General features: G+C 69.3%; 27 protein-coding genes and 4 pseudogenes. 13 read left to right on the forward strand and 18 right to left on the reverse strand.

Going from position 1 to position 26326, the window contains the following annotated elements; genetic code table 11:
- Positions 1 to 57 precede the first annotated feature (57 nt).
- Together AC3ETA_RS34010 and AC3ETA_RS34015 are read right to left on the reverse strand one after the other, a co-directional pair.
- Positions 58 to 1263 carry an STM4014 family protein gene (locus AC3ETA_RS34010; RefSeq protein WP_432196744.1) on the reverse strand — a complete coding sequence of 402 codons (1206 nt, stop codon included), beginning with the start codon at positions 1261 to 1263 and terminating at the stop codon, positions 58 to 60.
- Positions 1260 to 2219 (reverse strand): STM4015 family protein, encoded by a 960-nt coding sequence (locus tag AC3ETA_RS34015; RefSeq protein WP_432196745.1) that lies wholly within the window; start codon positions 2217 to 2219, stop codon positions 1260 to 1262. Before AC3ETA_RS34015 ends, AC3ETA_RS34010 begins: the two co-directional genes overlap by 4 nt.
- A gap of 170 nt (positions 2220 to 2389) precedes the next feature.
- Between AC3ETA_RS34015 and AC3ETA_RS34020 the strand changes: the two genes are divergently transcribed.
- Both AC3ETA_RS34020 and AC3ETA_RS34025 read left to right on the forward strand, forming a co-directional pair.
- Positions 2390 to 2716 carry a hypothetical protein gene (locus AC3ETA_RS34020; protein ID WP_432196746.1) on the forward strand — a complete coding sequence of 109 codons (327 nt, stop codon included), beginning with the start codon at positions 2390 to 2392 and terminating at the stop codon, positions 2714 to 2716.
- A 67-nt stretch (positions 2717 to 2783) separates the two neighbouring features.
- Positions 2784 to 3857: a DUF6745 domain-containing protein gene (locus AC3ETA_RS34025; protein WP_432196747.1), complete on the forward strand. Its 1074-nt coding sequence runs from the start codon at positions 2784 to 2786 to the stop codon at positions 3855 to 3857.
- Positions 3858 to 3999: 142 nt separating this feature from the next.
- On the opposite strand, the pseudogene AC3ETA_RS34030 reads toward AC3ETA_RS34025, so the two are convergent.
- The 3 genes and pseudogenes from AC3ETA_RS34030 to AC3ETA_RS34040 form a co-directional block, all read right to left on the reverse strand.
- Positions 4000 to 4362, reverse strand: a pseudogene (locus tag AC3ETA_RS34030) (alpha/beta hydrolase); the annotation flags it as partial.
- Positions 4363 to 4479: 117 nt separating this feature from the next.
- The gene (locus tag AC3ETA_RS34035; protein WP_432196748.1) at positions 4480 to 4875 is read right to left on the reverse strand and encodes a DUF3662 domain-containing protein; all 396 of its coding nucleotides are present in this window, start codon (positions 4873 to 4875) and stop codon (positions 4480 to 4482) included.
- Between the two features lie 173 nt (positions 4876 to 5048).
- A complete protein-coding gene (locus tag AC3ETA_RS34040; RefSeq protein ID WP_432196749.1) occupies positions 5049 to 6005 on the reverse strand; it encodes an ArsR/SmtB family transcription factor in 957 nt (318 codons plus the stop codon).
- Positions 6006 to 6136: 131 nt separating this feature from the next.
- Here AC3ETA_RS34040 and AC3ETA_RS34045 point away from each other — a divergent pair, with 131 nt between their 5' ends.
- The 4 genes and pseudogenes from AC3ETA_RS34045 (at position 6137) to AC3ETA_RS34060 (ending at position 8581) form a co-directional block, all read left to right on the forward strand.
- Complete coding sequence (locus AC3ETA_RS34045) at positions 6137 to 7102, forward strand: SMP-30/gluconolactonase/LRE family protein (RefSeq protein ID WP_432196750.1); 966 nt, start codon at positions 6137 to 6139, stop codon at positions 7100 to 7102.
- Between the two features lie 3 nt (positions 7103 to 7105).
- A pseudogene (locus AC3ETA_RS34050) lies at positions 7106 to 7219 on the forward strand (AraC family transcriptional regulator); the annotation flags it as partial.
- Positions 7220 to 7419: 200 nt separating this feature from the next.
- On the forward strand, positions 7420 to 7590 hold the full coding sequence (locus tag AC3ETA_RS34055; RefSeq protein WP_432196751.1) for a hydrophobic protein: 171 nt from the start codon (positions 7420 to 7422) through the stop codon (positions 7588 to 7590).
- 145 nt (positions 7591 to 7735) lie between these two features.
- A complete protein-coding gene (locus AC3ETA_RS34060) occupies positions 7736 to 8581 on the forward strand; it encodes an RNA polymerase sigma factor SigF (protein WP_432196752.1) in 846 nt (281 codons plus the stop codon).
- Between the two features lie 24 nt (positions 8582 to 8605).
- Here AC3ETA_RS34060 and AC3ETA_RS34065 read toward each other — a convergent pair whose 3' ends face one another.
- The 4 genes from AC3ETA_RS34065 to AC3ETA_RS34080 all read right to left on the reverse strand — a co-directional run bounded on the left by AC3ETA_RS34065 (position 8606) and on the right by AC3ETA_RS34080 (position 13471).
- Positions 8606 to 10045, reverse strand: a complete 1440-nt coding sequence (locus AC3ETA_RS34065) for a GH1 family beta-glucosidase (protein WP_432196753.1) — start codon at positions 10043 to 10045, stop codon at positions 8606 to 8608.
- Between the two features lie 95 nt (positions 10046 to 10140).
- A complete protein-coding gene (locus AC3ETA_RS34070) occupies positions 10141 to 11061 on the reverse strand; it encodes a carbohydrate ABC transporter permease (protein ID WP_432196754.1) in 921 nt (306 codons plus the stop codon).
- Between the two features lie 12 nt (positions 11062 to 11073).
- Complete coding sequence (locus AC3ETA_RS34075) at positions 11074 to 12069, reverse strand: carbohydrate ABC transporter permease (protein ID WP_432196755.1); 996 nt, start codon at positions 12067 to 12069, stop codon at positions 11074 to 11076.
- A 91-nt stretch (positions 12070 to 12160) separates the two neighbouring features.
- Positions 12161 to 13471 (reverse strand): ABC transporter substrate-binding protein, encoded by a 1311-nt coding sequence (locus AC3ETA_RS34080; RefSeq protein WP_432196756.1) that lies wholly within the window; start codon positions 13469 to 13471, stop codon positions 12161 to 12163.
- Between the two features lie 299 nt (positions 13472 to 13770).
- Here AC3ETA_RS34080 and AC3ETA_RS34085 point away from each other — a divergent pair, with 299 nt between their 5' ends.
- Positions 13771 to 14799: a LacI family DNA-binding transcriptional regulator gene (locus AC3ETA_RS34085; protein WP_432196757.1), complete on the forward strand. Its 1029-nt coding sequence runs from the start codon at positions 13771 to 13773 to the stop codon at positions 14797 to 14799.
- A 45-nt stretch (positions 14800 to 14844) separates the two neighbouring features.
- Here AC3ETA_RS34085 and AC3ETA_RS34090 read toward each other — a convergent pair.
- Positions 14845 to 15469, reverse strand: a pseudogene (locus AC3ETA_RS34090) (NADPH-dependent F420 reductase); the annotation flags it as partial.
- Between the two features lie 309 nt (positions 15470 to 15778).
- On the opposite strand from AC3ETA_RS34090, the gene AC3ETA_RS34095 reads away from it, so the two are divergent.
- Both AC3ETA_RS34095 and AC3ETA_RS34100 read left to right on the forward strand, forming a co-directional pair.
- The gene (locus AC3ETA_RS34095; RefSeq protein ID WP_432196758.1) at positions 15779 to 17110 is read left to right on the forward strand and encodes a ferredoxin reductase family protein; all 1332 of its coding nucleotides are present in this window, start codon (positions 15779 to 15781) and stop codon (positions 17108 to 17110) included.
- A 440-nt stretch (positions 17111 to 17550) separates the two neighbouring features.
- The gene (locus AC3ETA_RS34100; RefSeq protein WP_432196773.1) at positions 17551 to 17748 is read left to right on the forward strand and encodes an FMN-binding protein; all 198 of its coding nucleotides are present in this window, start codon (positions 17551 to 17553) and stop codon (positions 17746 to 17748) included.
- Between the two features lie 346 nt (positions 17749 to 18094).
- On the opposite strand, the gene AC3ETA_RS34105 is transcribed toward AC3ETA_RS34100, so the two are convergent.
- Positions 18095 to 18421: a hypothetical protein gene (locus tag AC3ETA_RS34105; RefSeq protein WP_432196759.1), complete on the reverse strand. Its 327-nt coding sequence runs from the start codon at positions 18419 to 18421 to the stop codon at positions 18095 to 18097.
- Positions 18422 to 18685: 264 nt separating this feature from the next.
- On the opposite strand from AC3ETA_RS34105, the gene AC3ETA_RS34110 reads away from it, so the two are divergent.
- Positions 18686 to 19015 carry a hypothetical protein gene (locus AC3ETA_RS34110; protein ID WP_432196760.1) on the forward strand — a complete coding sequence of 110 codons (330 nt, stop codon included), beginning with the start codon at positions 18686 to 18688 and terminating at the stop codon, positions 19013 to 19015.
- A gap of 66 nt (positions 19016 to 19081) precedes the next feature.
- Complete coding sequence (locus tag AC3ETA_RS34115; protein ID WP_432196761.1) at positions 19082 to 19477, forward strand: DUF5958 family protein; 396 nt, start codon at positions 19082 to 19084, stop codon at positions 19475 to 19477.
- Positions 19478 to 19556: 79 nt separating this feature from the next.
- Here the strand turns inward: AC3ETA_RS34115 and AC3ETA_RS34120 are convergent.
- Together AC3ETA_RS34120 and AC3ETA_RS34125 are read right to left on the reverse strand one after the other, a co-directional pair.
- Positions 19557 to 19685 (reverse strand): annotated as a pseudogene (locus AC3ETA_RS34120) (DUF4265 domain-containing protein); the annotation flags it as partial.
- Positions 19686 to 20115: 430 nt separating this feature from the next.
- Positions 20116 to 20580, reverse strand: coding sequence for a hypothetical protein (locus AC3ETA_RS34125; protein WP_432196762.1), 465 nt, complete (start codon positions 20578 to 20580; stop codon positions 20116 to 20118).
- A gap of 250 nt (positions 20581 to 20830) precedes the next feature.
- Between AC3ETA_RS34125 and AC3ETA_RS34130 the strand changes: the two genes are divergently transcribed.
- A complete protein-coding gene (locus tag AC3ETA_RS34130) occupies positions 20831 to 21433 on the forward strand; it encodes a hypothetical protein (protein WP_432196763.1) in 603 nt (200 codons plus the stop codon).
- 251 nt (positions 21434 to 21684) lie between these two features.
- On the opposite strand, the gene AC3ETA_RS34135 is transcribed toward AC3ETA_RS34130, so the two are convergent.
- Positions 21685 to 22503: an SAM-dependent methyltransferase gene (locus AC3ETA_RS34135; protein WP_432196764.1), complete on the reverse strand. Its 819-nt coding sequence runs from the start codon at positions 22501 to 22503 to the stop codon at positions 21685 to 21687.
- A gap of 221 nt (positions 22504 to 22724) precedes the next feature.
- Between AC3ETA_RS34135 and AC3ETA_RS34140 the strand changes: the two genes are divergently transcribed.
- Positions 22725 to 23024, forward strand: coding sequence for a WhiB family transcriptional regulator (locus AC3ETA_RS34140; protein ID WP_432196765.1), 300 nt, complete (start codon positions 22725 to 22727; stop codon positions 23022 to 23024).
- Positions 23025 to 23086: 62 nt separating this feature from the next.
- Here the strand turns inward: AC3ETA_RS34140 and AC3ETA_RS34145 are convergent, their stop codons facing one another.
- From AC3ETA_RS34145 to AC3ETA_RS34160, 4 genes are all read right to left on the reverse strand, one after another.
- A complete protein-coding gene (locus AC3ETA_RS34145) occupies positions 23087 to 23827 on the reverse strand; it encodes a VOC family protein (RefSeq protein ID WP_432196766.1) in 741 nt (246 codons plus the stop codon).
- 150 nt (positions 23828 to 23977) lie between these two features.
- Positions 23978 to 24448 (reverse strand): hypothetical protein, encoded by a 471-nt coding sequence (locus AC3ETA_RS34150; protein WP_432196767.1) that lies wholly within the window; start codon positions 24446 to 24448, stop codon positions 23978 to 23980.
- 151 nt (positions 24449 to 24599) lie between these two features.
- A complete protein-coding gene (locus tag AC3ETA_RS34155) occupies positions 24600 to 25751 on the reverse strand; it encodes an ISAs1 family transposase (RefSeq protein ID WP_432196768.1) in 1152 nt (383 codons plus the stop codon).
- 165 nt (positions 25752 to 25916) lie between these two features.
- Positions 25917 to 26129, reverse strand: a complete 213-nt coding sequence (locus tag AC3ETA_RS34160) for a DUF4287 domain-containing protein (RefSeq protein ID WP_432196769.1) — start codon at positions 26127 to 26129, stop codon at positions 25917 to 25919.
- Between the last annotated feature and the right edge of the window lie 197 nt (positions 26130 to 26326).

Genomic DNA, 26326 nt, shown 5'->3' on the forward strand with positions numbered 1-26326 from the left:
GACATGAGGCCTTCCCGCAGGTCGGGCTGTGGCGTGGGAAGTTTCTGCATGGCGGGCTCAGGCATGGGGTGTTCCTGTTCTGTACGGTCCGCGCGGGGCCCTTCCGGAGGCCGCCGCACGGGGCGGGTGGAGCGGACCGGGCGGGGCGGGCTCGCGCAGGGCGGCCCGCACCTGTGCGGCATAGGTGTCCAGACCTTCCGCGCCGCTGCCGGGCAGCCCGGTCAGCCGGGGCAGCAGGTCCCCGAAGGCGTTGACCTCACCGACGAAGACCCTGCGCCAGCCGATCGCCGGCAGCAGATCCACGCCGACGCACAGGGTCCGCGGGAAGCAGGCCGCGGCCCGCTCGCACACCTCCAGTACGTCGGACCAACGGCTGCCTGCCGCACCGACGGCGTCCCGGGCGGTGGCGAGGTCGCCGCGGCTGCCGCCGAGGTGCAGATTGGTCAGGGGCGTACGGCTGGTGCGGACCACGGCGTGCGTGGCTCGCCCGGCCACCACGACCACGCGCAGGTCCGCGGCCCGGCCGTGCTGGGAGGCCTTCGGTACCCAGCGCTCCAGATGCAGCCCGTCGGGCGCGAGCGCGTCGACGATGGCGGCGATGTCCCGCTCGCTGTCGTAGCGACGCACCCGGAGGGAGTTGTGCAGCGCCCCGCCCGGGGCGAGTTCGACGGATGTGGTGGCCCTCATCCGGCCGCCGCCCGCCTCGACGGCGAGAACGCCGGACGCCGACGACCCGTGCGCGAGCTTGACGAACAGCCGGGGCATACGGTGCTCGCGCATCAGCGCCCGAACGTCGTCCCAGCCGCGCACCGGCGCCCCGCCCAGCCCCGAGGTGGGCGATACCGGCACCGGCACACCAGCAGCGTCGAGCACTCCGTGGCAGGCGCGTTTGTCGAACAGCACGGCGAGATCGCCGGGGTCGTCGAGGCGGATGCCGCCGCGCAGGGTGCCCAGCGCGGCGGTGAAGCGGGCGTACCAGCGGGCCGAGCCCTCGACCCGGGTGGGATCCGGGGCACCCCGCAACAGCCGGTCGACCTCGAGATTCTCGCCGGGGGAGTCGACCCGCACGATCTCGTCCGAGGCGAACTCGGCTCCTCCCCCGATCAGGACGTCTTTCCAGGCGACGACGCGCGGGCCGGGCAGGCCGGCCGCGCGCACCGCGTCCGCGAAGAGGGACACCCGCCGGTTTTCGGGAATGCCGACCACGGCGAACCGCGAACCGGCGACACCGGAAGCCGGCGGGGCCACGGAGGGTGTCGTCACTCGCCCACCGCGACATAGCGCCAGACCGTGCCGTCGTCCTCCGTGTCCTCCTCCGCGTCGTCGCGGTCGAGGTCGACCTCCACGCCCGCGGGCTCCAGGGTCTGGCGCACCCGCTCCTCGACCGCCTCGCTGAGGTAGTGATGGTGCAGGTCGAGCTTCTTCAGGTGCGTCAGAGGCTGACCCCCCAGCAGCGCACCGGCACCCTCGTCGGTCAGCACACCCATGGACAGGTCGAGCACCTCCAGGCGCTCCACCACGGGCGCGGACGCCACCGACGCGGCGACCGCGTCCTGCATCTCGCTGTTGCGCAGCGCCAGATGACGCAGGTGCGGCAGCCGTGCGCCCGACAGGATCGGCTGCAGGTCGGAAGCCTCGCTGTCGCCGCCGTAGTCGGGCGTGCCGAGCCACAGGTCGAGGAACTCCAGGGCGGGCAGGTCGCTCGCTCCTATGCCGCGCACCACCTCGGCGGGCAGACCGCCGGTCTCCACGACGAGCCTGCGCAGCCTGCCGTGGCTCAGTGCCGTGAACTCCAGCCCCGAGCCGCCCCGCACACCGAACTCCTCCAGCGCCTCGAACCCGGCGAGGAGCGGGGAGACGTCGCTCTGGTTGATCCAGGAGATCTCGCACTCCTCCATCACCATGTCGCCCAGGAACAGCGCACGCAGCGCGGGGAAGCGGTCCCGGGCGGCCAGCAGCGCCTCGATGACCTCGGAGGGATCGGAGTCGTACGCCTCCTGCCAGGCCCCGACTATCAGCGCCCGCACCCGAGTGGTGTCGACGGCGGCGCAGAACCGGGCGAACGCCTTCGGCCACTCCTCGTCGGCGTCGTACACGTCGCTGGTGATCCGCCAGGCGACGGTGTCCGGCTCGGGGAGGTCGTCGGTCGTCTCGTCCGGGCCCGGAAAGGTGTGCGCGGGCAGCCCGTGGAGCTGGTCCAGGTGGTCACCGATGGTCATGCGGCCTCTCCCGAGGAGAAAGAGTGTGCGGTCTGTGATGTCGGCAGTTCTACCAACAGCCACTGACAACGGCGTGCGGTGGGGCGGGGTTCGGGGCGTTGTCAGTGGTGCCGCCTACGGTCGTGGTCATGAGGCCGGTGCGAGGTGCACCCGGCGGTGAGGGGACAGCCATGTACCGACAGGGAGACGTGCTGATCGTGCCGGTGACGGAGGAGGCGGTGCCGGCGCACGTGGCGCACGCTCCGAGGGAGCAGCGTGATGGGCGGGGCCGGCTGGTGCTGGCGCTGGGCGAGGTCACCGGCCACGCTCACGCGATCGTCGGTCCGGGCGAACTGATACGTGAGCCGGGGCCGTTCGGGCCGCTGCTGCTGAGTCTTCCCCAGGGCGGCCGGGTCGTGCACGAGGAGCACGCGGCGATCGCGCTCCCCAAGGGCTGGTACCGGGTGATCCGGCAGCGGGAGTACGTGCCCGGGTCCGTGCGGATCGTGGCGGACTGAAAGCCGAAGGCCGGAAGAACAACGGGTGCTGGGGCAAAGGGTGCAGGGGCGAGAGGTGGAGGGGCAGATGACCACGACGGACTTCGGATCCGCGACCGAACTGGAGGGGACCGAGGTGGAGAGCAGCGCCTTCGGCGAACTCGCGCCGTGGCGTGCATGGGCCTCGGCGACCGGTCCAGCCGACCGCGCGGCCGCCGAGGACGGTGTCCGGCGGGCCTACCGGCTGGCGGGACTCGCCGAACCGGAGCGCGTGGTGTGGGTGGGTTCGCCACGCGCAGCCGTCACGTTGATCAGGGAAGACCTGGCGGACCGCGGCGCGAGCGTACGGGACGCGGTGCGCAGCGCACCCTGGGCACGGCAAAGGCGTTCCCTGTACGCCGAGTTGGGGGCCGCGGGCTGGTCCGCGCACTGGGCGGCGACGGGCGGACGGCTCTGGGACTCGACCCAGGCCCTGGTGGACCGGATCCGCACCGGTGTCATCGAGGAACTCGCGGGCCGGGACACCGGCAGGGAAGCCGCCGAGATCCGGCTGCTCCTGCTGGACGCCGTGCTCGGACAGCACGACGCGCCGTGGCTCGCCGCGTTCCCCGCTGACGACGGCCCGCTCGACGCGCTCGCGGCGATCTGTCGCAACGCCGGCTGGTGGTGGCCCTACGCCGGAGTGGCGGTCCTCTCCGAGCGGCCCGTGGCCCTGCACCGGGACGAGGCCGGCCGACTCGACCACGGCGACGGCCCGGCCCTCGCCTACCCCGACGGCTTCGCCCTGCACGCCTGGCGCGGCATGCCCGTCCCCGCGGAGTTCCTCGCCGGACTGGCCACCCTCACGCCGGACCGCGTCCGCGACGAGGAGAACGCCGAACTACGGCGCGTGATGCTGGAGTACTACGGCTACGACCGCTATCTGACCGACTCGGGAGCCCGCCCCCTCCACCAGGACGAGACAGGAACCCTGTGGCGTATCGACCTGGTCGACGACGAACCCGTGGTGATGGTGGAGGTCCTCAACTCCACCCCCGAACCGGACGGGACACGCCGCACCTACTGGCTACGCGTACCGCCCTCGACGCGGACGGCGAGGGCAGGAGTCGCGTGGACCTTCGGGCTGGCGGCGGAGGCCTATGCGCCGGCGGCGGAAACATGAGCGGGCCGCGGCCTCTGTCGGCTCCGGGCGGAACCGGTGCGCAGGACGTGGTGCCGGCCAGGCCACCTCCGCCGGTGGCGATGCCGCCGCTCGGCCTGGGCGTGGCGAAGGGAGGCGTGTCCTGTTCCCGGCACGTCGTCCCGGGCGGCGGGAGGACGCCGTCGATCAGGTAGCGGCTCTCGTGGGCCTGGATGCAGCTGCTGGGATTGAGCAGCGCGGTGTGGCCGTACCCGCTGAGGGTGAGCAGGCGGGCGTCCGCCAGTTCCCTGGCCATCGCTCGGGCGGCCGAGTCGGGGGTGGCGGGATCGTAGGTGTTGCCGATGACCAGAAGGGGATGCGCTGTCGGTGTGTTCCACGGGCCGCGGTAGTGGTCGGGGGAGAGCGGCCAGCAGGTGCATCCCGCCGTGGCCCGGGTCCAGTGGCGTCGCCCAGGTCCAGTGGCGTCCCGCGTCTCCCGCACGGGCCGCCGCGACCTGCTCCAGGGACTCGTAGACACCGGGATCACGCGGATTCGGGCTGTCGCCGCAGAGCACCGAGCCCCCTGCTCCTCGCCCAGGTACGGATTCGGATTCGGGACCGCAGGCGGGGGAGGGAGCAGGGAGGGCTCGGGAACGTGGCCCTCTCACAGATCCCGGAAACCGTCGGCGCTGACGTTGGGCATCGCCCTGCTCGTCACCCGATAGCGGCCGTTGGGGACCTCGCGGGCCTTGGTGACATGCACGGCCAGCGGCCCGGCCCATTCGTATCCTTGATGTTCGCCGTGCCGCGCAAGCACTTCCGTGAGGGCCTGCCCCACATGGGCGTCGTTGCGGGCGAGTTCGTCGTGGACGTGTTCCGCGAGCATCACGTCGTACGCGTTCGGGACCACGACACGGCTCTGGCTGCACACCACGGCACTGCTGTCGCACTCGCGCCTCAGCGCAGCCACCACATCGATGGGCTCCCTACGGAAGAAACGCCCCCAAAGGGCCTCCTCGGCGCGCTCAAGTGCCCGTTCCCATCCGGTGAGCGTGCTCATCTGCTTGCGGCTCCTTCTGTCTCCTCGGCAGTGTCGCCGCGGCGGCGGTCAGCCGCGACCAGGAGGCTGCTGTGTCACTTCCCTCCCTCGCAAGCCGAGTGCCCAGGACTGGATTCTGCAGTGCCCCTTTTCACTGATGGCGCCGCCACGCACGCCTGCCGCCCCGGGGCGCTTCACCCTCCAGCCAGCAGCGCCTCGCCGAGCGGGGTGAGGGCGTGGAGCACTCGGCTGCCGTCGCGCACCGTCGTGATCAGACCCGCCGCGCGCAGCACGGTGGCGTGCTCGCTGGCCGTGGCCGCCGAGACTCCGGCCCGTTCGGCGAGAGCCGTGGTTCCGGCCGGCGTGGCCAGGGATGCCAGCACTCCGGCGCGGGTGCGTCCCAGCAGCGCCCCCAGCACGTCGCCCGGAGGCGTCGCGGTGTCGGTGACCGGCAGCGGGCGTACGAGTACCGTCGGCGCCGCCGGGTCGTAGATCAGCATCGGGCTCGGGGCGAAGTAGGAGGGCATCAGGTGCAGCCCCCGCCCGCACAGTTCCACGGTGTGAGAGGCGGCGAACGGGACGAGCAGCTCAGGCGGAGACCATCGCCAGCCCGGCTGCAGGGTCGCGAGCAGTGCCTCGACACCGCCGCGCAGCAGGGTCTCCGACCGCAGCGCGCGATCGGCCGCGGCCACGTTCAGTACGGCGGGCCAGAGCGGGGCGAGCGACGAGCGGTGATATCGCGTCAGGTCCTCGACCAGCCTCCGACGGGCCGCGTTCGAGCCCTGCGCCAGCTCCCGTGTCGCGGACGCCCCGGACACCGTGTGCAGTGGGTCGAGGTCCGAGGCCAGCTGGGGCGTCGGGGTCCGCGCCGCCAGTTCGGCCGCCGTGACGGCGTCCCGGGCCGTCGGCTGGTACAGGAAGTCCGGCAGATAACCGGCGGGCGGAACCAGCCGGGCCAAAATCCCCGCGCGGGCCGCCAGCCCCGGCTTGACGGCCCGCCGCCAAGCCGTGAGTTCACCACGGCGCGCTGCGGGGCCCGAGCCCGGCGCGGCCAGATGGCGGACACTCAGGGCCGTCTCCAGCAGTACGTCGGGTGCGGCGGCGACGGTGACGCGGGCGAGGTCGACCGGGCCGAACCGTATCCGTAACACGCGGTGCAGAGTACCGGAGCGGGCCTGCATTTCGGCCCTGCCCGAAAGGACGGGCAGGGAATGCCGGCGGACGGCGATTCTCGGGTGCGGAACGGGCGCCCACCGGGCGCCGCCAACCAGCTGGAGGCCAGATGTCCGCACCTCGCCGACTCGTTGCGCCGGCCCTTGCGGCAGCGACACTGCTGACCTGCGCTGCGGCCGTGCCCGCGGCGGGCGCCTGCCGACCGCTCCCCGACCGCTATGTCGTCTCCCGGACGGAAGGCGTACTCCCCGAGGGGATGGAGGTCCGCCCCGACGGGACGATGTACGTGTCCTCCGACGGAACGGGCGCCCTCTACCAGGGGCGGGTGACGTCGCCGCGGATGCGGCCGTTCCGCGCCGACGGCGCGACCGCCCGTGGCAGCTCGCGGGGCATGCACACCGACCGTAGGGGCCGGGTGTTCTCCGTCGGCAAGGGGCGGCTCACCGTCCACGCCCCGGACGGGCGTCTCCTGGACGCCGCGGACGCGCCGGACGGTCCCCTCGGCGCCCCAGACCTCAACGACCTGGTCATCACGCCCGACGCCGTCTACGTCACCGACTGGGCGAACCCGGTGGTCCTGCGCGCATCGCTGGACGGGGGCAGAGTCGGTCCGTTGGAGCCCTGGGCAGACGTACGCGGTGCGCTCCCCGGCTTCCCCGACCGTTACTGGCTGCTCAACGGGATAGTGGCCGATCCAGCCGGTCGGACGTTGCTCGTCGCCTCCAACGGGACCGAGGCCGTCTGGCGTATCGACACCGCTACCCGCGAGGTGAGCCGGCTCGACCTGGGGGACACCTCGTTCGGCGCGGACGGCATGGTGCTCCACGGCCGGAACCTGTACGCCGTACTCAATTACGGTGCCCCGCACGGCGTTTACATCGCCCGGTTGGACGCGCAGCTGCGCAGCGGGACGGTCGTCCATCGCATAACCGGCGACCGGTTCGATCTGCCCACCACCCTGGCCCGTCACGACTGCCGTCTCTACGTCGTCAACAGCCAGAACGACGAGCCACCCGGCACCCCGCCCTACACGGTGACCGCCCTCGACGACCCGGTGTGTGCGGCGAGCGGGTGATTCACCGGCGAACTCGCCGCCCGGCAGCCGAAAGCACACGTCGAGCCCGATGCCATCCATGTGCGCGACAGCTCGACGTACACGTCGGCAGGCGTCACCGCGGGCATCGACCTCGCGCCGAACTCGCGGGGCGACACAACGTCAGTACGCGTCACCTGACCCGGCTGTTCCGGGAGGAGTTGGGCACCACGTCGGCGCGCCAGGTCGAGCTGAGTAGAAAATGAGCCTTGTGCCCAACGTATGCCTCAATAAACAAGGCTTCATGGGTGATTGATTTCAGGATCGCAGGTAATTCGGAGTGCCGGAGGTTGATAACTATGGTTCCCCTGCTTCTGCTTCTGCTTCTTGCCCTGATCCTTTTCGGTGCCGGCTTCGCGCTCAAGGTCTTGTGGTGGGTCGCCATCGCCGTTCTGGTGGTGTGGCTCCTCGGCTTTGTGATGCGGTCCACGACCACCGGGGGTGGTCGGGGCCGTTGGTACCGGTGGTGACCTGAGCGCACCGTGCGTTTCATCGAAGGGCCCGGCTCCGGCCGGGCCCTTCGCGCATGCAGGAATGGAGGGCCCGCGTTGGGGTAGACGGTGGGCCGTCGGCGGTCGCGGGCGGCGGTGGTCGACATCGGGAGAGGGGAAGATCATGGTGCTCACGCAGGCGACGACCACTCGTTCGCACACAGGCGACTCGGCGGAGGCCGCAGAGCCTGCCCAAGTGGCACCTCGGGACGCCCGTGAGCTGTCGCGGTGGTTCTTCGGTCAGCTGGCCCAGTTGGAAGAGGGTACGGCCGAGCACAGCTACGCCCGGAACACGCTGATCGAGATGAACATGTCCCTGGTCCGCTACGCGGCCGGCCGGTTCCGCAGCCGTGGGCCGGAGCAGATGGAGGACATCGTCCAGGTCGGCATGATCGGTCTGATCAAGGCGATCGACCGTTTCGAGCTGTCGCGTGAGGTCGAGTTCACCTCGTTCGCGGTGCCGTACATCGTGGGTGAGATCAAGCGGTTCTTCCGGGACACGTCCTGGGCCGTGCACGTGCCCCGACGACTCCAGGAAGCCCGCCTGCAACTGGCGCGCGCCAACGAGGAACTGAACAGCCGACTGGGCCGCACGCCGACCGTCAGGGAACTGTCCGAACTGATGAGCCTGCCCGAGGAAGAGGTCGTGGAGGCCCAACTCGCGGCCAACGGCTACAGCTCTGCCTCCCTGGACGCCGCGATCAGCACCAGCGACGACGGCGAGAGCGCCCTTCAGGACTTCATCGGAGCCGAGGACGCAGCGCTGGAGCTCGTGGAGAACGTGCACGCGCTGGCCCCGTTGATCGCCGGCCTCGATGAACGCGACCGGCAGATCATTCACATGCGGTTCGTCGAAGAACTCACCCAGGCCCAGATCGGCGAACACCTCGGCGTCTCCCAGATGCACGTCTCCCGTCTCATCTCCAGGCTCCTGGCCCGCCTGCGCGAAGGCATGCTCAGCACAGCCTGAGCCGCAGGCGAGCCGGACAATGGATCAGGCGACCGGCAGTACGCCGGTACGGGCGACCTCCGAGTACCACCGCGCGCTGGCCTTCGGGATGCGGGTGCCGGTCGGGTAGTCCACGTAGACCGTCCCGAAGCGCTTGCTGTAGCCGTGCGCCCACTCGAAGTTGTCCAGCAGCGACCACAGGAAGTAGCCGCGCACGTCCGCGCCGTCCGCGATGGCCTGGTGAACCGCGGCGAGGTGGCCGCGCAGGTAGGCGATACGCGCCGGGTCGTTGACCTGGCCGTCGGGGCCCGCGTAGTCGTCGAACGCCGCGCCGTTCTCCGTGATGACCAGCGGCAGCCGGGGGAAGTCGGACGCCAGCCGGCGGAGCAGGTCGTACAGGCCCGTGGGGTCGACGGCCCAGCCCATGGCCGTGGTGTCGCCGGGCGGCTGGTGGAAGGCGACCTTGTCCGCCGCGGGCCACGGGCTGTGCGAGCTGTTGCCGTGTCCGTCCGAGGTGTGGCTGCCCGTGCTGCCCGCCTCCGAGACGAGGGTGGGCGTGTAGTAGTTGACGCCGAGGAAGTCCAGTGGCTGGTGGATCTGCCGCAGGTCGCCGTCGCGGACGAAACTCCAGTCGGTCAGCGCGGCGGTGTCCTTGAGCAGGTCCTCCGGATATTCGCCGTGAAGCATCGGACCGGTGAAGACCCGGTTGGCGAGCGCGTCGATCCGCCGTACCGCGGCGGCGTCGGCCGGGTCTTCGGTCAGCGGCCGGACGTGGTGGATGTTGAGGGTGACCGAGCACTGGCCACCGGTGGGAAGCCGGTCACGCAGCGCCTCTACGGCCATGCCGTGCGCCAGGTTGAGGTGGTGGGCGGCGCGCAGAGCGGCCACCGGATCGGTGCGGCCGGGAGCGTGGACACCGGAGCCGTAGCCCAGAAAGGCGCTGCACCAGGGCTCGTTGAGGGTGGTCCAGGTCGTCACCCGGTCGCCCAGGGCGTCGGCGGCGAGGGCCGCGTACTCGGCGAACCGCTCCGCGGTGCCCCGCTCGGGCCAGCCTCCGCCGTCCTCGATCTCCTGAGGCAGATCCCAGTGATACAGCGTGGCGACGGGCTTGATGCCCTTCGCCAGAAGCTCGTCGACGAGGCGCCGGTAGAAGTCGAGGCCCTTCTGTACGGCAGGGCCGCGTCCGGTGGGCTGAATCCTCGGCCAGGCGAGGGAGAAGCGATAGGCGCCGAGACCCAGGTCGGCCATGAGAGCGACGTCCTCGCGCCAGCGGTGGTAGTGGTCGGTGGCGATGTCACCGGTGTCGCCGTTGCGGACCCGGCCCGGCGTCCTGGCGTACGTGTCCCAGATCGACGGCGTGCGACCGTCCTCGGCCGCGGCGCCCTCGATCTGGTACGAGGCGGTCGCGGAACCCCAGAGGAAGTCCCCGGGGAAGGTGCGGGCGCCGGCCGTGCCGGACTCGCTCTGCTGTGCAGCGGTGACCACGTAAGTCCTTTCAGGAATGAGCCCGTTCGCGAGCGGGCGAAGGGCGAACAGGGTTGTGCGGGCCCGGCGGTCGTCGCCCGGGCCGGTGTGCGGGGTCAGCCCTTGACGGCGCCGGCCATGATGCCGCTGACGATCTGGCGGCCGAAGACGATGAACATCGCCAGCAGCGGGAGCGTGCCGAGCAGCGCGCCCGCCATGATCAGCGACTGATCGCGGACGTACCCGGCACTGAGTTGGGTGAGGGCGACGGGGACCGTCGGGTTGGTCATGTCGAGCACCACGAACGGCCAGAAGAAGTCGTTCCAGGCGTGCACGAACGTGATCATGAACAGGACCGCCATCGCGGGCCGCGCCACCGGAAGCACGATGCTCCAGAAGATGCGCAGCGAGTGCGCCCCGTCGACGCGCCCGGCCTCCACGAGTTCGTCCGGCAGCGCCTCCGAGAGGTACTGCCGCATGAAGAACACCCCCACCGCGCTCACCAGCGTGGGGAAGATGACGGCGGGCAGCTGCTGCGCCAGCCCGAGTTCGGACATCATCATGAACAGCGGAACGACGCCGAGCTGCGGCGGCACCATCATGGTGCCGATCACCAGCATCAGCAGGATGTTGCGCCCCTTGAAGCGCAGCTTGGCGAAGGCGAAGCCCGCGAGGGTCGCGAACATCACCGTGGACAGCGCGATCACCCCGGCCACGATCAGGCTGTTCATCATGGCCTTGCCCATGGCCGCCTCGTCCCAGGCACGGGCGAGATTGCCGAACAGGTTGGGGCCGGGCAGGAAGGGAGGCGGTGTCTGGCTGACGCGGGTGTTGTCCGTGGACGCCGCCACCATCGTCCAGTACAGCGGGAAGATCGACAGAATCGCCATGACGGCGAGCAGGACGTAGGCGAGCGGCCCCGCGTGGTGCTGACGGCCGGCACCCGGGCGCAGCAGCCGGCGACCGCGGCGGCGAGGGCTTTCGGTATCCGTCCGGACCGGGATGTCGGGACGGACCGGGAGGCTGTTGACGGTCATGAGGGCTCCAGGTCAGGGCGTGCGAGTACGCAGCCGGCGGATCAGGCGCTGCACCGCGAAGACGAGGATGAGCAGCAGGAACATCGCCCAGGCGACGGTCGCCGCGCGGCCCATCTGGTAGTTCTTCCAGCCCTCCTCGTACAGCAGCAGGCCGAGCGTCTGGTACTGGTTGTCCGCGCCGCCGGTGACTCCGTTGGGCCCCTGGCCGAAGATCAGCGGCTCACCGAAGAGCTGAGTGGCCCCGATCGTGGAGAGCACGATCGTGAAGACGATGGTGGAACGGATCCCGGGCACGGTGACGTGGGTGAACTGCTTCCACCGCGAGGCCCCGTCGAGGGAGGCGGCCTCGTAGCGCTCCGCGGGGATGGCCTGCATCGCGGCCAGGTACAGCAGCGCGTTGTAGCCGGTCCAGCGCCAGATCACGATGGTCGAAATGGCGGCCTGGGCGGGCCACTTGTCGGCCTCCCAGTCCAGCGGGTCGATACCGACCACGCCCAGCATCCAGTTGATCATGCCGAAGTCGCGTTCGAAGAGCATGGTGAACACGAGAGCGGCCGCGCCGACGGACGTGGCATAGGGAACCAGCGACGCCACGCGGAAGAACAGCGAGGCGCGCATCCGGTAGTTGAGCAGGTGCGCCAGCCCCAGCGCCATCAGCAGCTGCGGCACCGTGGAGATGACGCCGATGGTGAAGGTGTTCTGCAGGGCGTTCCAGAACCGCGAGTCGTTCACGAGGCCGACGTAGTTGTCCCACGCCACCCACTCCATGACGTCGAGGGTGGCGAGCTCCACCCTGTGCAGAGAGATCCACGCCGTATAGACGAGGGGGTAGAAGCTGAACGCGGCGAAGACGACGAAGAACGGTGCGACGAAGGCGTACGGCGCGCTCCTGAGGTCCAGCCGGTGCAGCAGGGCACTGCGTCGCTGACCCGTGCGCCCGGTGCCCGTCTTCGGGGACGGGCCTGGAGGCTCCTCGTCGGCCAAGGCGTTCGTGGTGGAGGTGGCCACCGGATTTCCTTCCTGACAGCGGTTGTCCGAGCCGGGCCCGGGGCGCGCCGGCGGAAGGCGGGCGCGCCCCGGGCGGCCTGAGGCCGAGGGGTCAGCCGACCGCCTTCTCGATGCGTTCCGAGGTGGTCTTCCACGCCTTGTCACGCGAGGTGCCCTGCTCGACCAGGGCCAGACCCTGGGAGAAGGTGTCCTTGATCGTGCCGTCCTTGCGGCCCAGGACCTGCTTGTCCGGGATCTGCTGCGCGGCGGTACCGAAGATCTGGCCGATCGGCGCGTCGCTGAAGTACTCGGAGGTCACGTTCTTGACGTCGTCCCGCTCCAGCGAGGTGCGGGAGGAGGGGAAGTTGCCCAGCTTCTCGAAGATGTGGGCCTGCTGCTCCGGCGCGGTCAGCCACGCGACGAGCTTCTGCGCCTCCTCCTTGACCGGGCTCTTCTCCACGACGCCGAGGAAGGAGCCGCCCCAGTTCGCGCCCTTGGGGGCATTGGCCACATCCCACTTGCCCGCGTTCTCCGGGCCGGCCTTCTCGCTGATGTGGCTCAGCATCCACGCCGGGCAGACGGCGGTGGCGAACGTGCCGTTGGCCAGCCCCGGGTCCCAACCCGGCTGGAACTGACGGAGCTTGGCGCTCAGCCCGTCGTCCGCGGCGTCGGCGGCGAGGTTCCACGCCTCCTTGACGACCGGGTTCTCGGCGTAGATGAGGCCGCCGTCCTCGTCGTAGTACTGCTCCGGGTAGCCGTAGACCATGGCGTTGAACAGACCGCTGGCCGAGTCCATGTAGGCGACCTTGTCGCCCTTGTAGTCCTTCTCGAAGGTGCGGCCGACCTCGACGTACTTCTTCCAGTCGCCCGCCCACAGCTTGCCCACCGCCTCGCGGTCCGTGGGCAGGCCGGCCTCCTCGAAGTAGTCCTTGCGGTAACAGACGGCCATCGGGCCGCTGTCGGTCCCGAGGCCCAGGACCTTGCCGTCCTTGGTGGTGATCTGGGACTGCTTCCAGGGCAGGAAGTGGTCGGTGCCCGCCGAGCCGGCGAAGTCCGCGAACTTGTCCGACTGGGTCTGCGTCACCTCCTTCGCGCGGCCGACCTCGATGCCCTGGATGTCCTTCAGGCCGTTGCCCGCGGCGAGATGGGTCTGGAGCGCGGTGTAGTACGTCTGCTCGTCACCGGCTATCTCGGCCTGGATGTCGACGTCGGGGTTCTCCTTCTCGTACTGCTTGAGCAGGCCCGACTCCTTGAAGCCCATCACCCCGTACATGCCCATGGTGATGACGACCTTGCCGTCCTTCTTGCCGCCGCCCGTGACTGAGCCGTCGCCACTGCTGCAACCGGCGACGAGTGCCAACGCGCCGACGGCCGCGGCTGCTGCCGCCAGTCTTCTCCCGCGCGACGTACCGAGACTGCTCATGAATCTTCTCCCTACGGCCGGCGCAGTCGTATCGAACGGACACGAGAGCGGTGACCAAGCGGCTCCGGTGAGTTGTGGGAACGTGCCCACTTCTGGGTGGGCACGTTCCCACCGACGGGAAGCAGACTCACGGCAGTGAGCGGATCTGTCAATGACTTGAACGCGATCAGCGGCCGATCCGGGGTTCATGCGTTCATCTTTCGTGCCGGACAGGCCGCCTGCCCGGCCCCGCCGTCTGCCAGAATTGATGCTGGTCAACAACGCGGTCGACGCTGCCGCGGCTTGAGGGAGGGGAGTGCATGGCTGGAAACCGCCGTCCGACGATCAAGACGGTCGCCGCCCGTGCCGGCGTGGGCCGGACGACGGTGTCCCGTGTCGTGAACGGTTCGCATCTGGTCAGCGCCGACGCCCGGTCCCGGGTCCTGGCAGCGATCAAGGAGCTCAACTACGTACCCAACTCGGTCGCCCGCGGCCTCGTGACCAGCCGCACCGACGCGGTGGCCCTGGTCATCCCGGAATCGGCGAGCCGACTCGGCTCCGAACCGTTCTTCGCCGCACTGATCCGAGGCGTCAGCCAAGCCCTCGCCGACCGTCGCACCCAGCTCCAGCTGATGCTCGTCCGCGACCAGGCCGAGCGGGAGCAGCTGACCGAATCGGTGGCGGAGCGCCGGGTGGACGGGGTTCTGCTGGTGTCCGTCCACTCCGACGACCCGCTGCCCGCCATGCTGGAGGAAATGGGCCTGCCCACCGTGCTCGCCGGCCGCCGCGACGCGGACGAGCGACTGAGCTACGTCCACGCCGACAACGCCGGCGGAGCGACCGAAGCCGTCCGCCACCTGCTGCGCAGCGGACGGAAGAAGGTGGCCACCATCGCCGGACCACTGGACATGGACGTCGGCCGCAGCCGCCTCGAGGGCTGGCGGACGGCACATCAAGAGGCCGGTCTGCCCGCGCCCGAAACCCTCGTCGAGGTCGGCGACTTCAGCTGGGAGAGCGGGAGTCAGGCAATGCGTTCGCTTCTTGAACGTGCACCGGACCTGGACGCCGTCTTCGCCGCCTCCGACCTCATGGCGATCGGCGCGCTGGAGGAACTGCGCCGCCAGAAGCGGCAGGTACCCGGCGATGTGGCGGTCGTCGGATTCGAGGACTCCCCGCACGCGCGCTGGACCAATCCGCCCCTGACGACGGTGCGTCAGCCGGTGGAGGAACTCGGCAGCACGATGGTCCGCATCCTCGCCGACATCACCGAACCGGGCGCGGAACGGCAGCAGTTGATGTTGCCCACGGAGTTGGTGGTGCGGCAGTCCTCGGGCGAGCCCGGGAACTGACGAAGCAGGGGTCAGAAACCGGAACCCGCGAGGTCGGCGGTTCTCTCAGCCGCGGAACTCCGGCCCCCGCTCCGGCCCGGCAGCCGCCAGCTCCTCGATGACCCCCTTGGAATCGGCTCGCAGCCCGTACACCGGCGTGCCGGGCTGCTGACGCCAGGAGCCATCGAGTCCGCCCGCGTCGACGGCGTCGAACCTCATCTCCTCGACAAGACCCGTCACCTTGCCCTTCGCCGCCGGATCGTCCCCCGCCACGGGCAGAGCCAGACGGTCGGAGGAGCCTTCCGGCCGGGCGCGATCCAGGAGGTCCTGAGCGAGGGTGCCGTTGAACGCCTTGATCACGGGATGCCCGATCTGACGCTCGGCCCAGGGGCTTTCGGTCCAGCGGCTCTCGGTCAGGTCCTCGTCCTCGATCGCGTCGATCCTTCCGTCCCGCTGCCTCGGGTAGCTATTGCCGGTGTCGACGACCGCGACAGCCCCGGCCGCCCTGTCCAGCAGTCCGGACGTCTGGTTCGGGACGGCAGGTTCGGGACGGCAGGTTCGGGGCCGCCTTCACGGGGACGGTGACGGCCACGATCTCGGCGTCGCGGGCCGCATCCTCCACCCGGACCGGGGTGGCGCCGGTTTCCTCGGCCAGCTGCGTCAGGGTCTGCGGGCCGCGCGAGTTCGCCACCGGGGAGCTGTTGCATGGGCGGCGAGTGCAGTCACGAGTGATTCCGCGGTGTGTCCGAAAGGGGAGGCCGGCCACCACGTCGCGGAGGGTGTGACACTCACCCCCGCCGGTGCGCTGGACTAGGTGGTTATGGGGAAGCGGGCCCATGCGCGCCATCCCCGGCAGTGGATCTCCGGTAGATCCCGCCCTGTCTTCACCGAATATTTTCGGCCACCCGGCCGGTGTACGGTGCCGGGGCACCGAAGTCGGCAGACGGAAGACAGCCTTGTGACGGCGATCCAGCACAGCCGGGCGGGAAGACGGCAGGCCATGCGTCGGATCCGGCCCCGGCGTTCCCCCGCGGCACCGCTGCTGGGGCTCGCCTGGACGGGCGCCGCCGCCGTGCTGTGGCTGTGGTGGCACAACACTCCAGCCGTGGCCGCGACCACCGCCGACCGCCTGGTGAACGCGGGCCGGATCACCGGACTGCTCGCGGGCTACGCGATCGCCCTGGTGATCGCCCAGATGGCGCGCGTCCCGGCCCTGGAACGCCGGGTCGGGTCCGACCGCGTGGTGCGCTGGCACGCCCGAAGCGGCCGCTACGCGCTGACCCTGACCCTCGTCCACGTCGTGCTGATCCTGTACGGATACGCGCTGCAGGCGGACACCGGCATCGCGACGCAGACGGTCTCCGTCGTCACCGCATACCCCAGGATGATCGAAGCGGCCGTCGGCACACTCCTGCTGATCGTCGTCGGCTTCGTGTCCGCGGGCGCCGTACGACGCCGTATGCGCTACGAGCTCTGGTACTACCTGCACCTGCTCACCTACGCCGCGGTCTACCTGGCCTTCTGGCACCAGCTCGCCACGGGCGCCGAGTTCGTCGGGGACGCCGCCGCCCGCGCGGCCTGGTACGCCCTGTACATCACAGTCGGCGCCCTGCTGCTGTGGTACCGCGTGCTCATACCGGTACGGCTCAACCTCAGGCACCGTATGCGGGTCGAATCCGTCGTGCTGGAGGCGCCGGACGTGGTCTCCGTGCTGATCCGGGGCCGACGGCTGCACCGCATGGGAGCCGAGGCGGGGCAGTTCTTCCGCTGGCGGTTCCTCACCAAGGAGCTGCGCTGGAGCGCCAACCCGTACTCCCTCTCGGCCCCTCCCCGCCCCGACCTGCTGCGGATCACCGTCAAGGCCGTCGGCGGACACAGCGCGGCGCTGGCCGGACTGCGACCCGGCACGCGCGTGTGGGCCGAAGGACCGTACGGGGCGATGACCGCGGCCCGCCGCAGCCGCGGCAAGGTACTGCTGCTCGCGGGAGGAGCGGGCATCACCCCGCTGCGAGCCCTCTTCGAGACCCTGCCCGGGGCACCCGGAGACCTCACGCTGCTCTACCGGGCCCGTACCGCGGAGGAACTGGCACTACGGGACGAACTGGAGACGATCGCGGACGCGCGCGGGGCGCAACTGCTGTACGCCGTCAACAAACCCGACGGACGCCGGACCCCGATCACCGCGAAGATGCTGCGCAGGATCCTGCCGGACATCGCGCGACACGACGTGTACCTGTGCGGACCGCCCGGACTGGCCGAGGAGTCGTACGCCGCACTCCGCGAGGCAGGTGTCCCGCACCGCCGTATCCACCACGAGTCCTTCGAGTTCTGAGGCGAACCGTGACACTTCGTACCGCTGATGCGCTGGTGCTCCCGTGAGAAAGAAGCATCCGTTCCGCCACGCGCTACTGGCCACCGCCGGCACCGTCTCCGGCATCGTGCTGCTGCTCACGCTCAAGCCGACCACGGACCCGTCGGCGGCGCGGACCGAGCCCGCGATCACGTCGAGCGCCACCGCGTCCGCGTACTCCCCGTCCGCGTCACCCTCGCCGTCGAAGTCGCCCGGAAAGAAGCGCACCCCGTCCCCGTCCCCGTCCCCGACGAGCACGCAGCCGCCGCACACGGCGTCGGCCGCCCGTACTGGAAACCAGCAGCGCCCCCTCCACCCCGAAGACCACCGCGGCCGCACCCACCACCCGCACCGTCACCGGGTCCACGGCCGAGACGAAGTACGGCCCGGTCCAGGTACGGATCACCCTCACCGGCAGCAGGATCACCGAAGCGACCGCAGTCCGGTCTCCCGACGAGACGGCGCGGAGCAGGGACATCAACTCCACGGCCGTCCCCAAGCTCAACCAGGAGACGCTGCAGGCGCAGAGCGCGGACATCGACACGGTGTCAGGCGCCACGTACACCAGCGCGGGCTACAGACAGTCCCTGCAGAGCGCCCTGGACCGGGCCGGGGCCTGACTGCACCAAGGCGACCGCGTAGGTACCTCCAAGAGGTGCATCCCCATAACGGGGCGGCTCGTCTCCGTGGCCGTGAGAGGGGGTGGACGGCGCTTGCGGGCCGGACGTACACCAGACTCAGGCCACTGACCTGGGGCTTCGACATGGATCGGGTGACGGGAATCGAACTCGCGCTCTTGGCTTGGGAAGCTGCGATCATTTGAGTCACTTTCGGAAGCTGAGCTGGGCGGACACTCGGGACAGGATGTCAATGGCCTTGGCCGGTTTCACCGTGATTCCCCCCTGGCTCCCCGTCATATCTGGTGCGCTTGGTGCGTTCGCCAACGTACCGCTCCGCTCAGCAGGCCTACAGATCCACTCGCGTCTCGTCGTCACCCCGCCTGAGACGGACGTGCGCCGGCCGGAACGGCAGACTGCACAGGGTCGGCTCCAGGACCTTGAACAGAGCATCGGCATCGGGTCCGTAGGCGTACACGACGGCTTCGCCGCCTCCGAACTCGTTTCCGTCGATCTCCCCGACGCCGGCCTCCGCGGTCGCTGCCTCCATCACCTCCTCAGCTTCATAGATTCGCTCGCGCTGGTCGACATCGCCGAAGCCGTCACCGCCGAGCCGGAAGTGGGCGATGACCGCGTGCTCCTCATCCCCGCTGTCAGGGGCAATGGGTGTATCCATGCCAGCCAGACTCTCATCAGGGTCTGACGCTTTCGCCGCTGTGTCGGCCTCGGGTCCGCCCCACCAACACGCTTTCCCACTCTGGTGGTGGGGCCTGAGGCTTCGAGCGGGGCCGTTCGCCTGCGTTCACTGGCGTTCGGCCGTGGGAGCAGCCACCGGCTTCGGTCTCGTCTGAACGAGCGTGAACGGTGCTGAATGAGACGGAATCTGAGACGGGCGGCGGCGCCGGGCTCGCTAGCATCTTCGCTGTTGAAGGGGGGAGCCATGGCTCTGGTCCGCAAGGGAGCACGACGGATCGTCGTCGATGGCACGGCCTACCGCTGGCGGCTGCGAGGCAGGCCGACCTACTACCAGGGCTTGGCCTGGTCGCCGTGCACGTTCGCGGTCGAGCATGCGGACACCTCGGGAGCGACGCTCGTGGTTACCACCGACCAGCCGCATCCGAGCAACTGGATGGGGCGCGAGGCTGAGCCTGTACAGCCGTCCGGTGTTGCGGCGGCTGTTCGGCTTGCCCTGCGTGAGGTGTGGACTCCGGCGACTCCGGGCTCCGCGTTTCATCTCGACAAGTCCGCCGGCTTCAGGCCTTCGCACTGAACAGCCCGGGGAATCGTCGGGGCTCTGGTGAGCGTACCGTCAGTCTGAATCACGGGGAGGTGGCCGGTGCTGTACACAAACGAGTTGGTCCTGAACGAACTTGCGCAGGGGCTCAGACCGACGGCCGAGGGTGTCGAGTGGTTCGAGAGCCTCGCGGAAGGTGAGCAGCGCAAGGTCCTGCACGCACTGGTGTTGTTCTGTGGGCAGGCCAGCGCCTGCGAGGAAGATGTGCTAGAGAGCATTGCGCGTTCTGGCATTCGTCCCACTCACGCGCCGGCGGTGATGCTCACGAAGTGGCGCTTCGGGATGGAAGTACTTCCGGCCTATGAACTCACCAAGTCGTTCCGCTTGCTCGTCGCCCTCTTCAGCATCGCGGATACCCGCAGGCGGATGCTGCATTGCGCCGATGGGTGCGGTCACGAGTGGCACAATCTGTCGGATCCGCGGCGGGATGCTTCCTAGGTGTCTTCTTGCCATGGTCTTGCAGGAGATCTTAGTGAGCTGGGTTTTCCCTGTTCAGCAGCGGGTGGCCTGTGCGCCTGTTGTCGAGCCGCGCAGTGCCGTCGCCTTGGTCGACCGCCCACAGACTCTCCACCGACGCTGGAGGCCAATCGTCCTCGATCTCAAGGCGGAAGTGCACCGTCACGTACGGGCCGTCGAGGTTGGTCATGGTGCTCAGGATGTACAGTCCTGCCGCGCCGGCCGCAGGTGGGTGACCGATGACGTCTACTCGGAGGCGGATACGGGTTGGTCTGGGCCTCAGCCGACGACAGTCAGCCGCGACGGTGAGGACGTCGACCGATCTGCGCGCGTATGCCTTGCTGCGCGCCCCACCGCTCTCTGCCACGCTGCCGGTGCCGTCGACCAGAGTAAGCCGCGACGGTCGTCTCGTAACGACGGTGCGTGAGCCCGCAGCTTGGGAAGCTGCGATCGTCGAGGGCCTGTCGTAGCCGCTGACCTGCTCTAACGGCATTCTCGCCACCTCCGTGGGCTCGACTGCATTCACGGTGCTTCCCCGCTGTTCCCCGCTCGACCTGGTGCGTTTGTGGTGCGGTCACTGTCGGCGTGGGGCCCTACGAGCCGGCGCATCTGCACGCGCCTCAAAGGTGTTGCTTGGCTGCTCTGACAAGTCTGCTGATGTCGTCACGGGTCCGCACCCTCGCATCGTCGAGTTCTGTTCTGCTGTCGGTCTTGGACAGCGTCGTAACGTCTGCGAGCACGTCCTCCGCGGTCTGGTTCAGCGTCTCGTCATCGGTGAGCATCTGCGCCCGGAACAGAGCCTCTTGGGCGTTGGAGCGCAGGTCGTAGGCGCGGATCCGCACCGTGTCGGGGTCCTCGGGTGGTGGCTGTTCGTGCTCGCAGAACCAGAGGTGAATCAGGCAGCGGCGGTAGTTGATCAATGCACCGGCGTAGGCGGAGAAGGCATCGAGGCGCTCCTGTCGCAGCTTCTCCAGACGGGTGAACTGGTTGCTCCTGTCGGTCGTGCGCTGCTGGAACGCCAGGGTGATCCCCGAACCAAGCAGCGTTCCCAGGACGGCTATACCGCTGGCGATGATGGTCTCCACATTCCAAGCTGATCACGCATCGCCGTCCTCCGCGGGCCATAACCCAACTCCGATGGCAACACGCTTTCCAACTGCGTTGGTGGGCTTCTCGGGTGTGTGCAGGGGCGTTCACCTGGGTTCATCGGCGGGCCGCTCGTGGGCTGCGCCCGGCTCCTGGTCTCGACTGGACGGTCGGGAACGGGGCTGAATGAGACGGAGTCCGCTGCTAACTCAGGTGCCGACGAGGTCCTCTTCGCGTTAGCGTGCTTCGGTGATCAGTGAAAAGGGAACGCGTCTGGGCGCGGAGGCGGCACGTCGCCTGGCTCAGACAGGTCTCTACGAGTTCGAGCCGGGACTGACGGACTCCGAGTTCGCGCGCATCGAGCGCGAGTGTGGATTCGAGTTCGCGGACGATCACCGTGCATTCCTTGCAACCGGCCTTCCTGTCAATGCTCCACCCGAGGAGGGGCAGACCTGGTCCAAGCCTTGGCCGGAGTGGCGCAGCGAGGATCCGGCCAGGTTGGGCGAGCGGCTCAACTGGCCGGTCGAGGGTGTCCTCTTCGATGTCGAGCACAACAGGTTCTGGTACGCGGCCTGGGGTGAGCGTCCGTCCGATGACGCGGCTGCCCTAGCCGTCGCACAGCTCCATCTTGCAGATGTGCCGATGCTCGTACCGGTGTATGGCCACCGGTACCTTCCCGCCGGTCGGGGGAGCTTCGCGCATCCAGTGCTCTCGATGTGGCAGACAGACGTCATCTACTACGGGCTGGACCTGGTCGACTACATGCACCAGGAATTCGACGAGGCACGCGGCGACGTCGACGAGGGTTGGAACCCGAGAGCGACGATTCCCTTCTGGCGGGACCTTCTCTGACCCGGGGGCTCGTGGACAGCAACGAGTGCCTTTGGCTTGGGAAGCTCGGGGCTTCTGGGCCAGCTCCGGGGCCGACCTGCGGCGGAGCGGTGTCGGCGCCTGGTGGGCGGCCGGCTGATTCCCTGGTGTTCCCCGCGGGATCAGGACACCCAGGGTTCGGCCATCTCGAAGGAGACAACCATGCCGCTCTTCCCCGTCTGGCGGGCCCTCCCGTACAACTCTCGCGCCCGAATTCCGTACACATTGCGGGCTCAAGGCTTGCGTGCCAGCCCGGCCGTGATGAGGTGCTCCCAGACGGTGAGTTCCAGTCCGCCGGCGTCGGCCCACTGACTGTCGACCGCTTCAGGGCGCCACAGGGGCGCGGGAACGATGCCGGGGTCAAGGATCTCCAGGCCTTCCAGCAGGTGCTCGATCTCCTCGTCGCTGCGCCACCGGCCGCGGCCGAAGGTCTGCTGCAGAACCTTCTCCGCTTCCCTCGTCTCCGAGTTGTTGCCGGAGCGGAAGTGACTGACGAAGAAGCAACTCCCGGACGGCACACGGTCGCGCCAGTAGCGCACGATCCGTGCCGGGTCCTCGTCGTCGTTGACGTGGTGAAGGATGGCGCTGAACATGACGGCCACCGGGCGTTCGAAGTCGATCAGCTCCCGGGTGTCCGGGTGTTGATACACGTCCTCGGGATTGCGTACGTCGGCGGCGACGACACGGGTCCGGTCGTTCTGCTCCAGCAGCGCGCGGCCGTAGACCAGCACTTGGGGATCGTTGTCGACGTACACGATGCGCGACTCCGGGGCGTGCCGCTGCGCCACCTGGTGGACGTTGTCGGCCGTCGGCAGACCGCTGCCCAGGTCGATGAACTGCCGTACGTCCGTCGTCGTCACGATCTCCGTCACTGCCCGCGTCAGCGCCGCGCGGTTGGCGAAGGCGATACCCACCGAGCCGGGAAGATCCCGTTTGAACACATCGCCGATCTCCCGGTCTACGGCGTAGTTGTCCTTCCCGCCCAGCAGATAGTCGTAGACACGCGCGATACTGGGCGTGGTGGAGTCGATCGAGATGCCCTCATCCGTCATGACCACCATCTTTGCCCGCGACAGCCCCTTCTGACCACCCGGATGGATAAGGGGAACCCATAGCGCCACCGTCCCTACCAGGCAAGTCCCGCTCACCCGAAGGTGTGACAACGTACGACGGACTCGGCAGAAGCCGCAGAACGACGTACTGTCATATGCCGGTTGCCGACGGCATGGAGGCAACCGGCGTCACCGGTCCAGGGGAGAGGACGGCATCACAGATGGCGGGCACCGACTGGAGTGAGCGTGGACTGTGCCGGACTGCCGACCCTGACGACCTGTTCGTCGAAGGGGCGGCACAGAACCGGGCCAAGGCACTGTGCGGCGGCTGCGGCGTACGCACCGAGTGCCTCGCCCACGCCCTGGACGAGCGCATCGAGTACGGCGTGTGGGGAGGCATGACCGAGCGGGAACGTCGGGCTCTGCTGCGGCGGCGGCCGACCGTCACCTCTTGGCGGCGCCTGCTGGAAACGGCCCGCGCCGCCCACGAGCGCACCGCCGTGACACTCAAAGCGAGTTGAGCCCGGGGCTGCCGGCCGCTGATGGACCCGGTCTGCGGCCGGGGCGCCCTGAAGGCTTCGGTTCAGGACGGGGCGAGGACACAGAATTCGTGGTCCTCGGGGTCGTTCAGGCACGTCCACGGACTGTCGCCCTGGCCGAGGCCGAGGTCGGTGGCACCCAGGGCCCGTAGCCGGGCCACCTCCGCCGCCTTGTCGTCACCGGGGTACGGCAGCAGGTCGAGATGGACGCGGTCCGGCACCGTCTTCACGTCGGGCGTGCGGATGAACTCCAGATAGGGGCCGACACCCTTGGCGGAGCGGAACACCGCCTGATCGGCGGTCACTTCGTGCAGGACCCAGTCCGTTGCCTCGCCCCAGAACCGGGCCATGGCCCGCGGATCCGCACAGTCGACCACCACGGCGGCGATCGGCCCGGTGTCCCGGTAGACCTGCCGAGGCTCCAGCACACAGAACTCATTGCCCTCCGGGTCGGCGAGGACCGTCCACGGCACGTCGCCCTGGCCCACGTGGGCAGGCGTCGCACCGAGGGTCAGAAGGCGCGAGACCAACTCCTCCTGATGGGCCGCGGAGGTGGTGGCGAGATCGAGATGCACTCGGTTCTTCGTCGCTGCCTTGGGCTCCGGGACGGGCACGACGTCGATGCCGACCACGACCGGGTCCGGCCAGACGAGGCCACCGGGAGGTCCCACGTAGGTGGTCACACCGGGGCGGTAGGCACTCCAGTCGAGCGCCTTAGCCCAGAACCGGCCGACCGCCGAGGCATCAAGTGCCTTGATGTTCACGTGTACAGGTCGCAGTGCCATGACCGCGATCCTATGCACCGCCCGGCAACGACACCCTCGGCCTCGCCGAACGGAGGAGTGCGGCCCGCCCGGCTCGGTGACTGGGCCGGTGACCCAGGGCCGTTCCAAAGTCCTGCCGGGTGGGTGAAAGTGCTGGTCACGGCGTGGCACTCAAGGGCGCAAGACCTCAAGTTCGTCCGCGCGACGGTGGTCCTTGGGGCGGCCGAGGGAACGCCGCATGAGGATCAGGTCGTCCAGGTCGGCGTAGAGGATGGCGAAGCCCGCCGGATCGTGGGCGTTGACCGCCCGGGCGAGGCAGGGTGCGACGTCCATGCCGCCCCAGGGCAGGTCGGGCGTGCACAGGTCGCCGCTGGCGCCCATGGCCTGGTAGTCCACCTGAGGCCGGTTCAGGTCGGGCAGGTCCGCGCAGCCCGTGGCGGTCAGGGCCTCGCGCAGGGCGTGCGCCTGTGCGGGCGTACCGTCCCACAGCAGGTCGAGGTCGCCGGTCAGTTCTGCTGAGCCGTGCATGATGCCGGCCACCTGGCCGATGACCACCGCACCTGAACCGGCCTCGTGAAGAGCCCGAAGGAACGGGAACGGATCGAAGCCGAGGGCACCGTCCGTGGCGAATGTACCGACCATGTCATCGGCTTCCTCCGGGCCACGCCCCGTTGCGGCACGTTGCAGGGTAGCGGCCTCGATACGCCGCACGGCCTGACGAAGCCGCAGAACAGCAGTCTCATTCACCCCACTCATTCAACCGCACGCGCAGCCTGGGCCGTTCCGTTGCCGGTCACGGGGCCACCCCGAGGAGGTCGAGGGGGCGGGTGAAGGGTTCGTAGGACATCTCGCGGAGGCCCGCGGCGATGCTGGTGTGACCGTGCTCGCGGAGCCTGTTGATGGCAAGGTTGCGCAGGGTGGCCATGGTCTCCGGCCCGTGCCCGGTCCGGATCTGGGAAGCGTCCTCGGCGAACGTCGTGCCCCTCACGTGATGGACGGCCTCAATACCCCACTGCGACCTGGCGATTCGGCCGATGAACTGCGGTGATGCCTCACGTGCCGTCATATCCGTGATTGCGTAGACGGTCTTCCGGGTGGCCTTGCCACTCTTTACGTTGGTGCGGTGCCGCAGGATCTTCACCGCCTGGACCACGTGGGGAAAGTCCAGACCGAGGCCGGTGACGGTGAGCGTGCGCACCGAGCGGGTCTCGCGCCGACCGTGGCCGCGCCCACGGTCGTAGCGGCGGGCGGTCACCTCCTGCCACGGCAGGGCCCTGACCGCTGCGTGCAGGTTCGGCTGGTTGCCCCTGACCACCAGCAGGTAGTGCGCCTTCTTCACTTCCACCAGCCATTTCGCGTGCTCGCGCTGGGTGTGCAGGGCGTCCGCGGTCACCACGGTGTTGGTCAGGTCGAACGGGGCCAGCAGGGCGGGGAACGCGGAGATCTCGTTGGTCTTGTCCGGCACCCGCAGCTGGCTGACCACACGGCCGGTGGCCGTGACTGCGGACAGCAGGTGGGCCGCGAGCGCGGTATCGGTACGCGTGCCGCGAGCGCTCTTGCCGTCCACCGCCACCGCCGGTGCGCCGGTCGGGGCCTCGCCCATCAGATCGGCCAGGCCGCCCGGGCAGGCGGCGGAGACGATCCTCCGGATCGTCAACCCGCTCGGCGCGATCCGCACGTTCAGCGAGGTCAGCAGGCGTGCACCGAGGCGGGCCAGGGTCTGCTGCGGGGCGCTGCGGGCCCACTGCCCGATCGCCGCATACGAGCGTGCGCCCGCCGCCACCGCCGACGCGGCGATCAGCAGCACCGCTACGAACGGGTGACGCACACCCCGGCGACGGCGCGGGTCCGGCAGCCTGACCAGCCGCTCCGCCAACGACAACCCCGAACATCCCGCCAACGGCGGCGACTTCACGAGACAGGCGGTGGCAGACTGGCGGCACATCGAGGCTCCGGTTCTGGACGACGACTCGCAAGGTCATCCGTCCACAACGGAAGCCTCGATCTGTTCGTAGCGGCCCCCGTCGACATCGTCACCACGCCGTGACCAGTGCCTTCACCGACTCAACCGACTTTGGAACGCCCCTGGCCGGTGACCACGTCCGCTGAACTATCTGCCGGAGTCCTCGGCGAGAGTGTGCGCGACAAGGGCATTGGCGTGGCCGTGGCCCAGGCCGTGCTCGGACTTGAGCCAGGTGACGAGCTCCATGTGCTTGGTGAGTGGGGAGGTGCGGATGAGCTCCTTCCACTCGGCGATCGGGCGGCCGTACTTCTTCTCGATGGACTGGAAGTAGCTGGCGGGACCCTTCACTTCGGCTGCCATGGGTGTCCTCATCGGGTCTCTCCTTCGTGGATACCCCGGTCTTCGGGCCGGGGAGGAAACGAAGTTCCTGCGGAGCAGGGCAGGGAAGGCCGGTTCGCCGCCAGGGCGGACCGCCCTCCACCGGTCACCGGCCGACACCCGCTGCTCACACGGAATCTGATAGCGTGTGAGGTGTGATGCGGCAGGTCAAGCGGGCC

The organism is Streptomyces sp. bgisy027, from assembly GCF_057710365.1.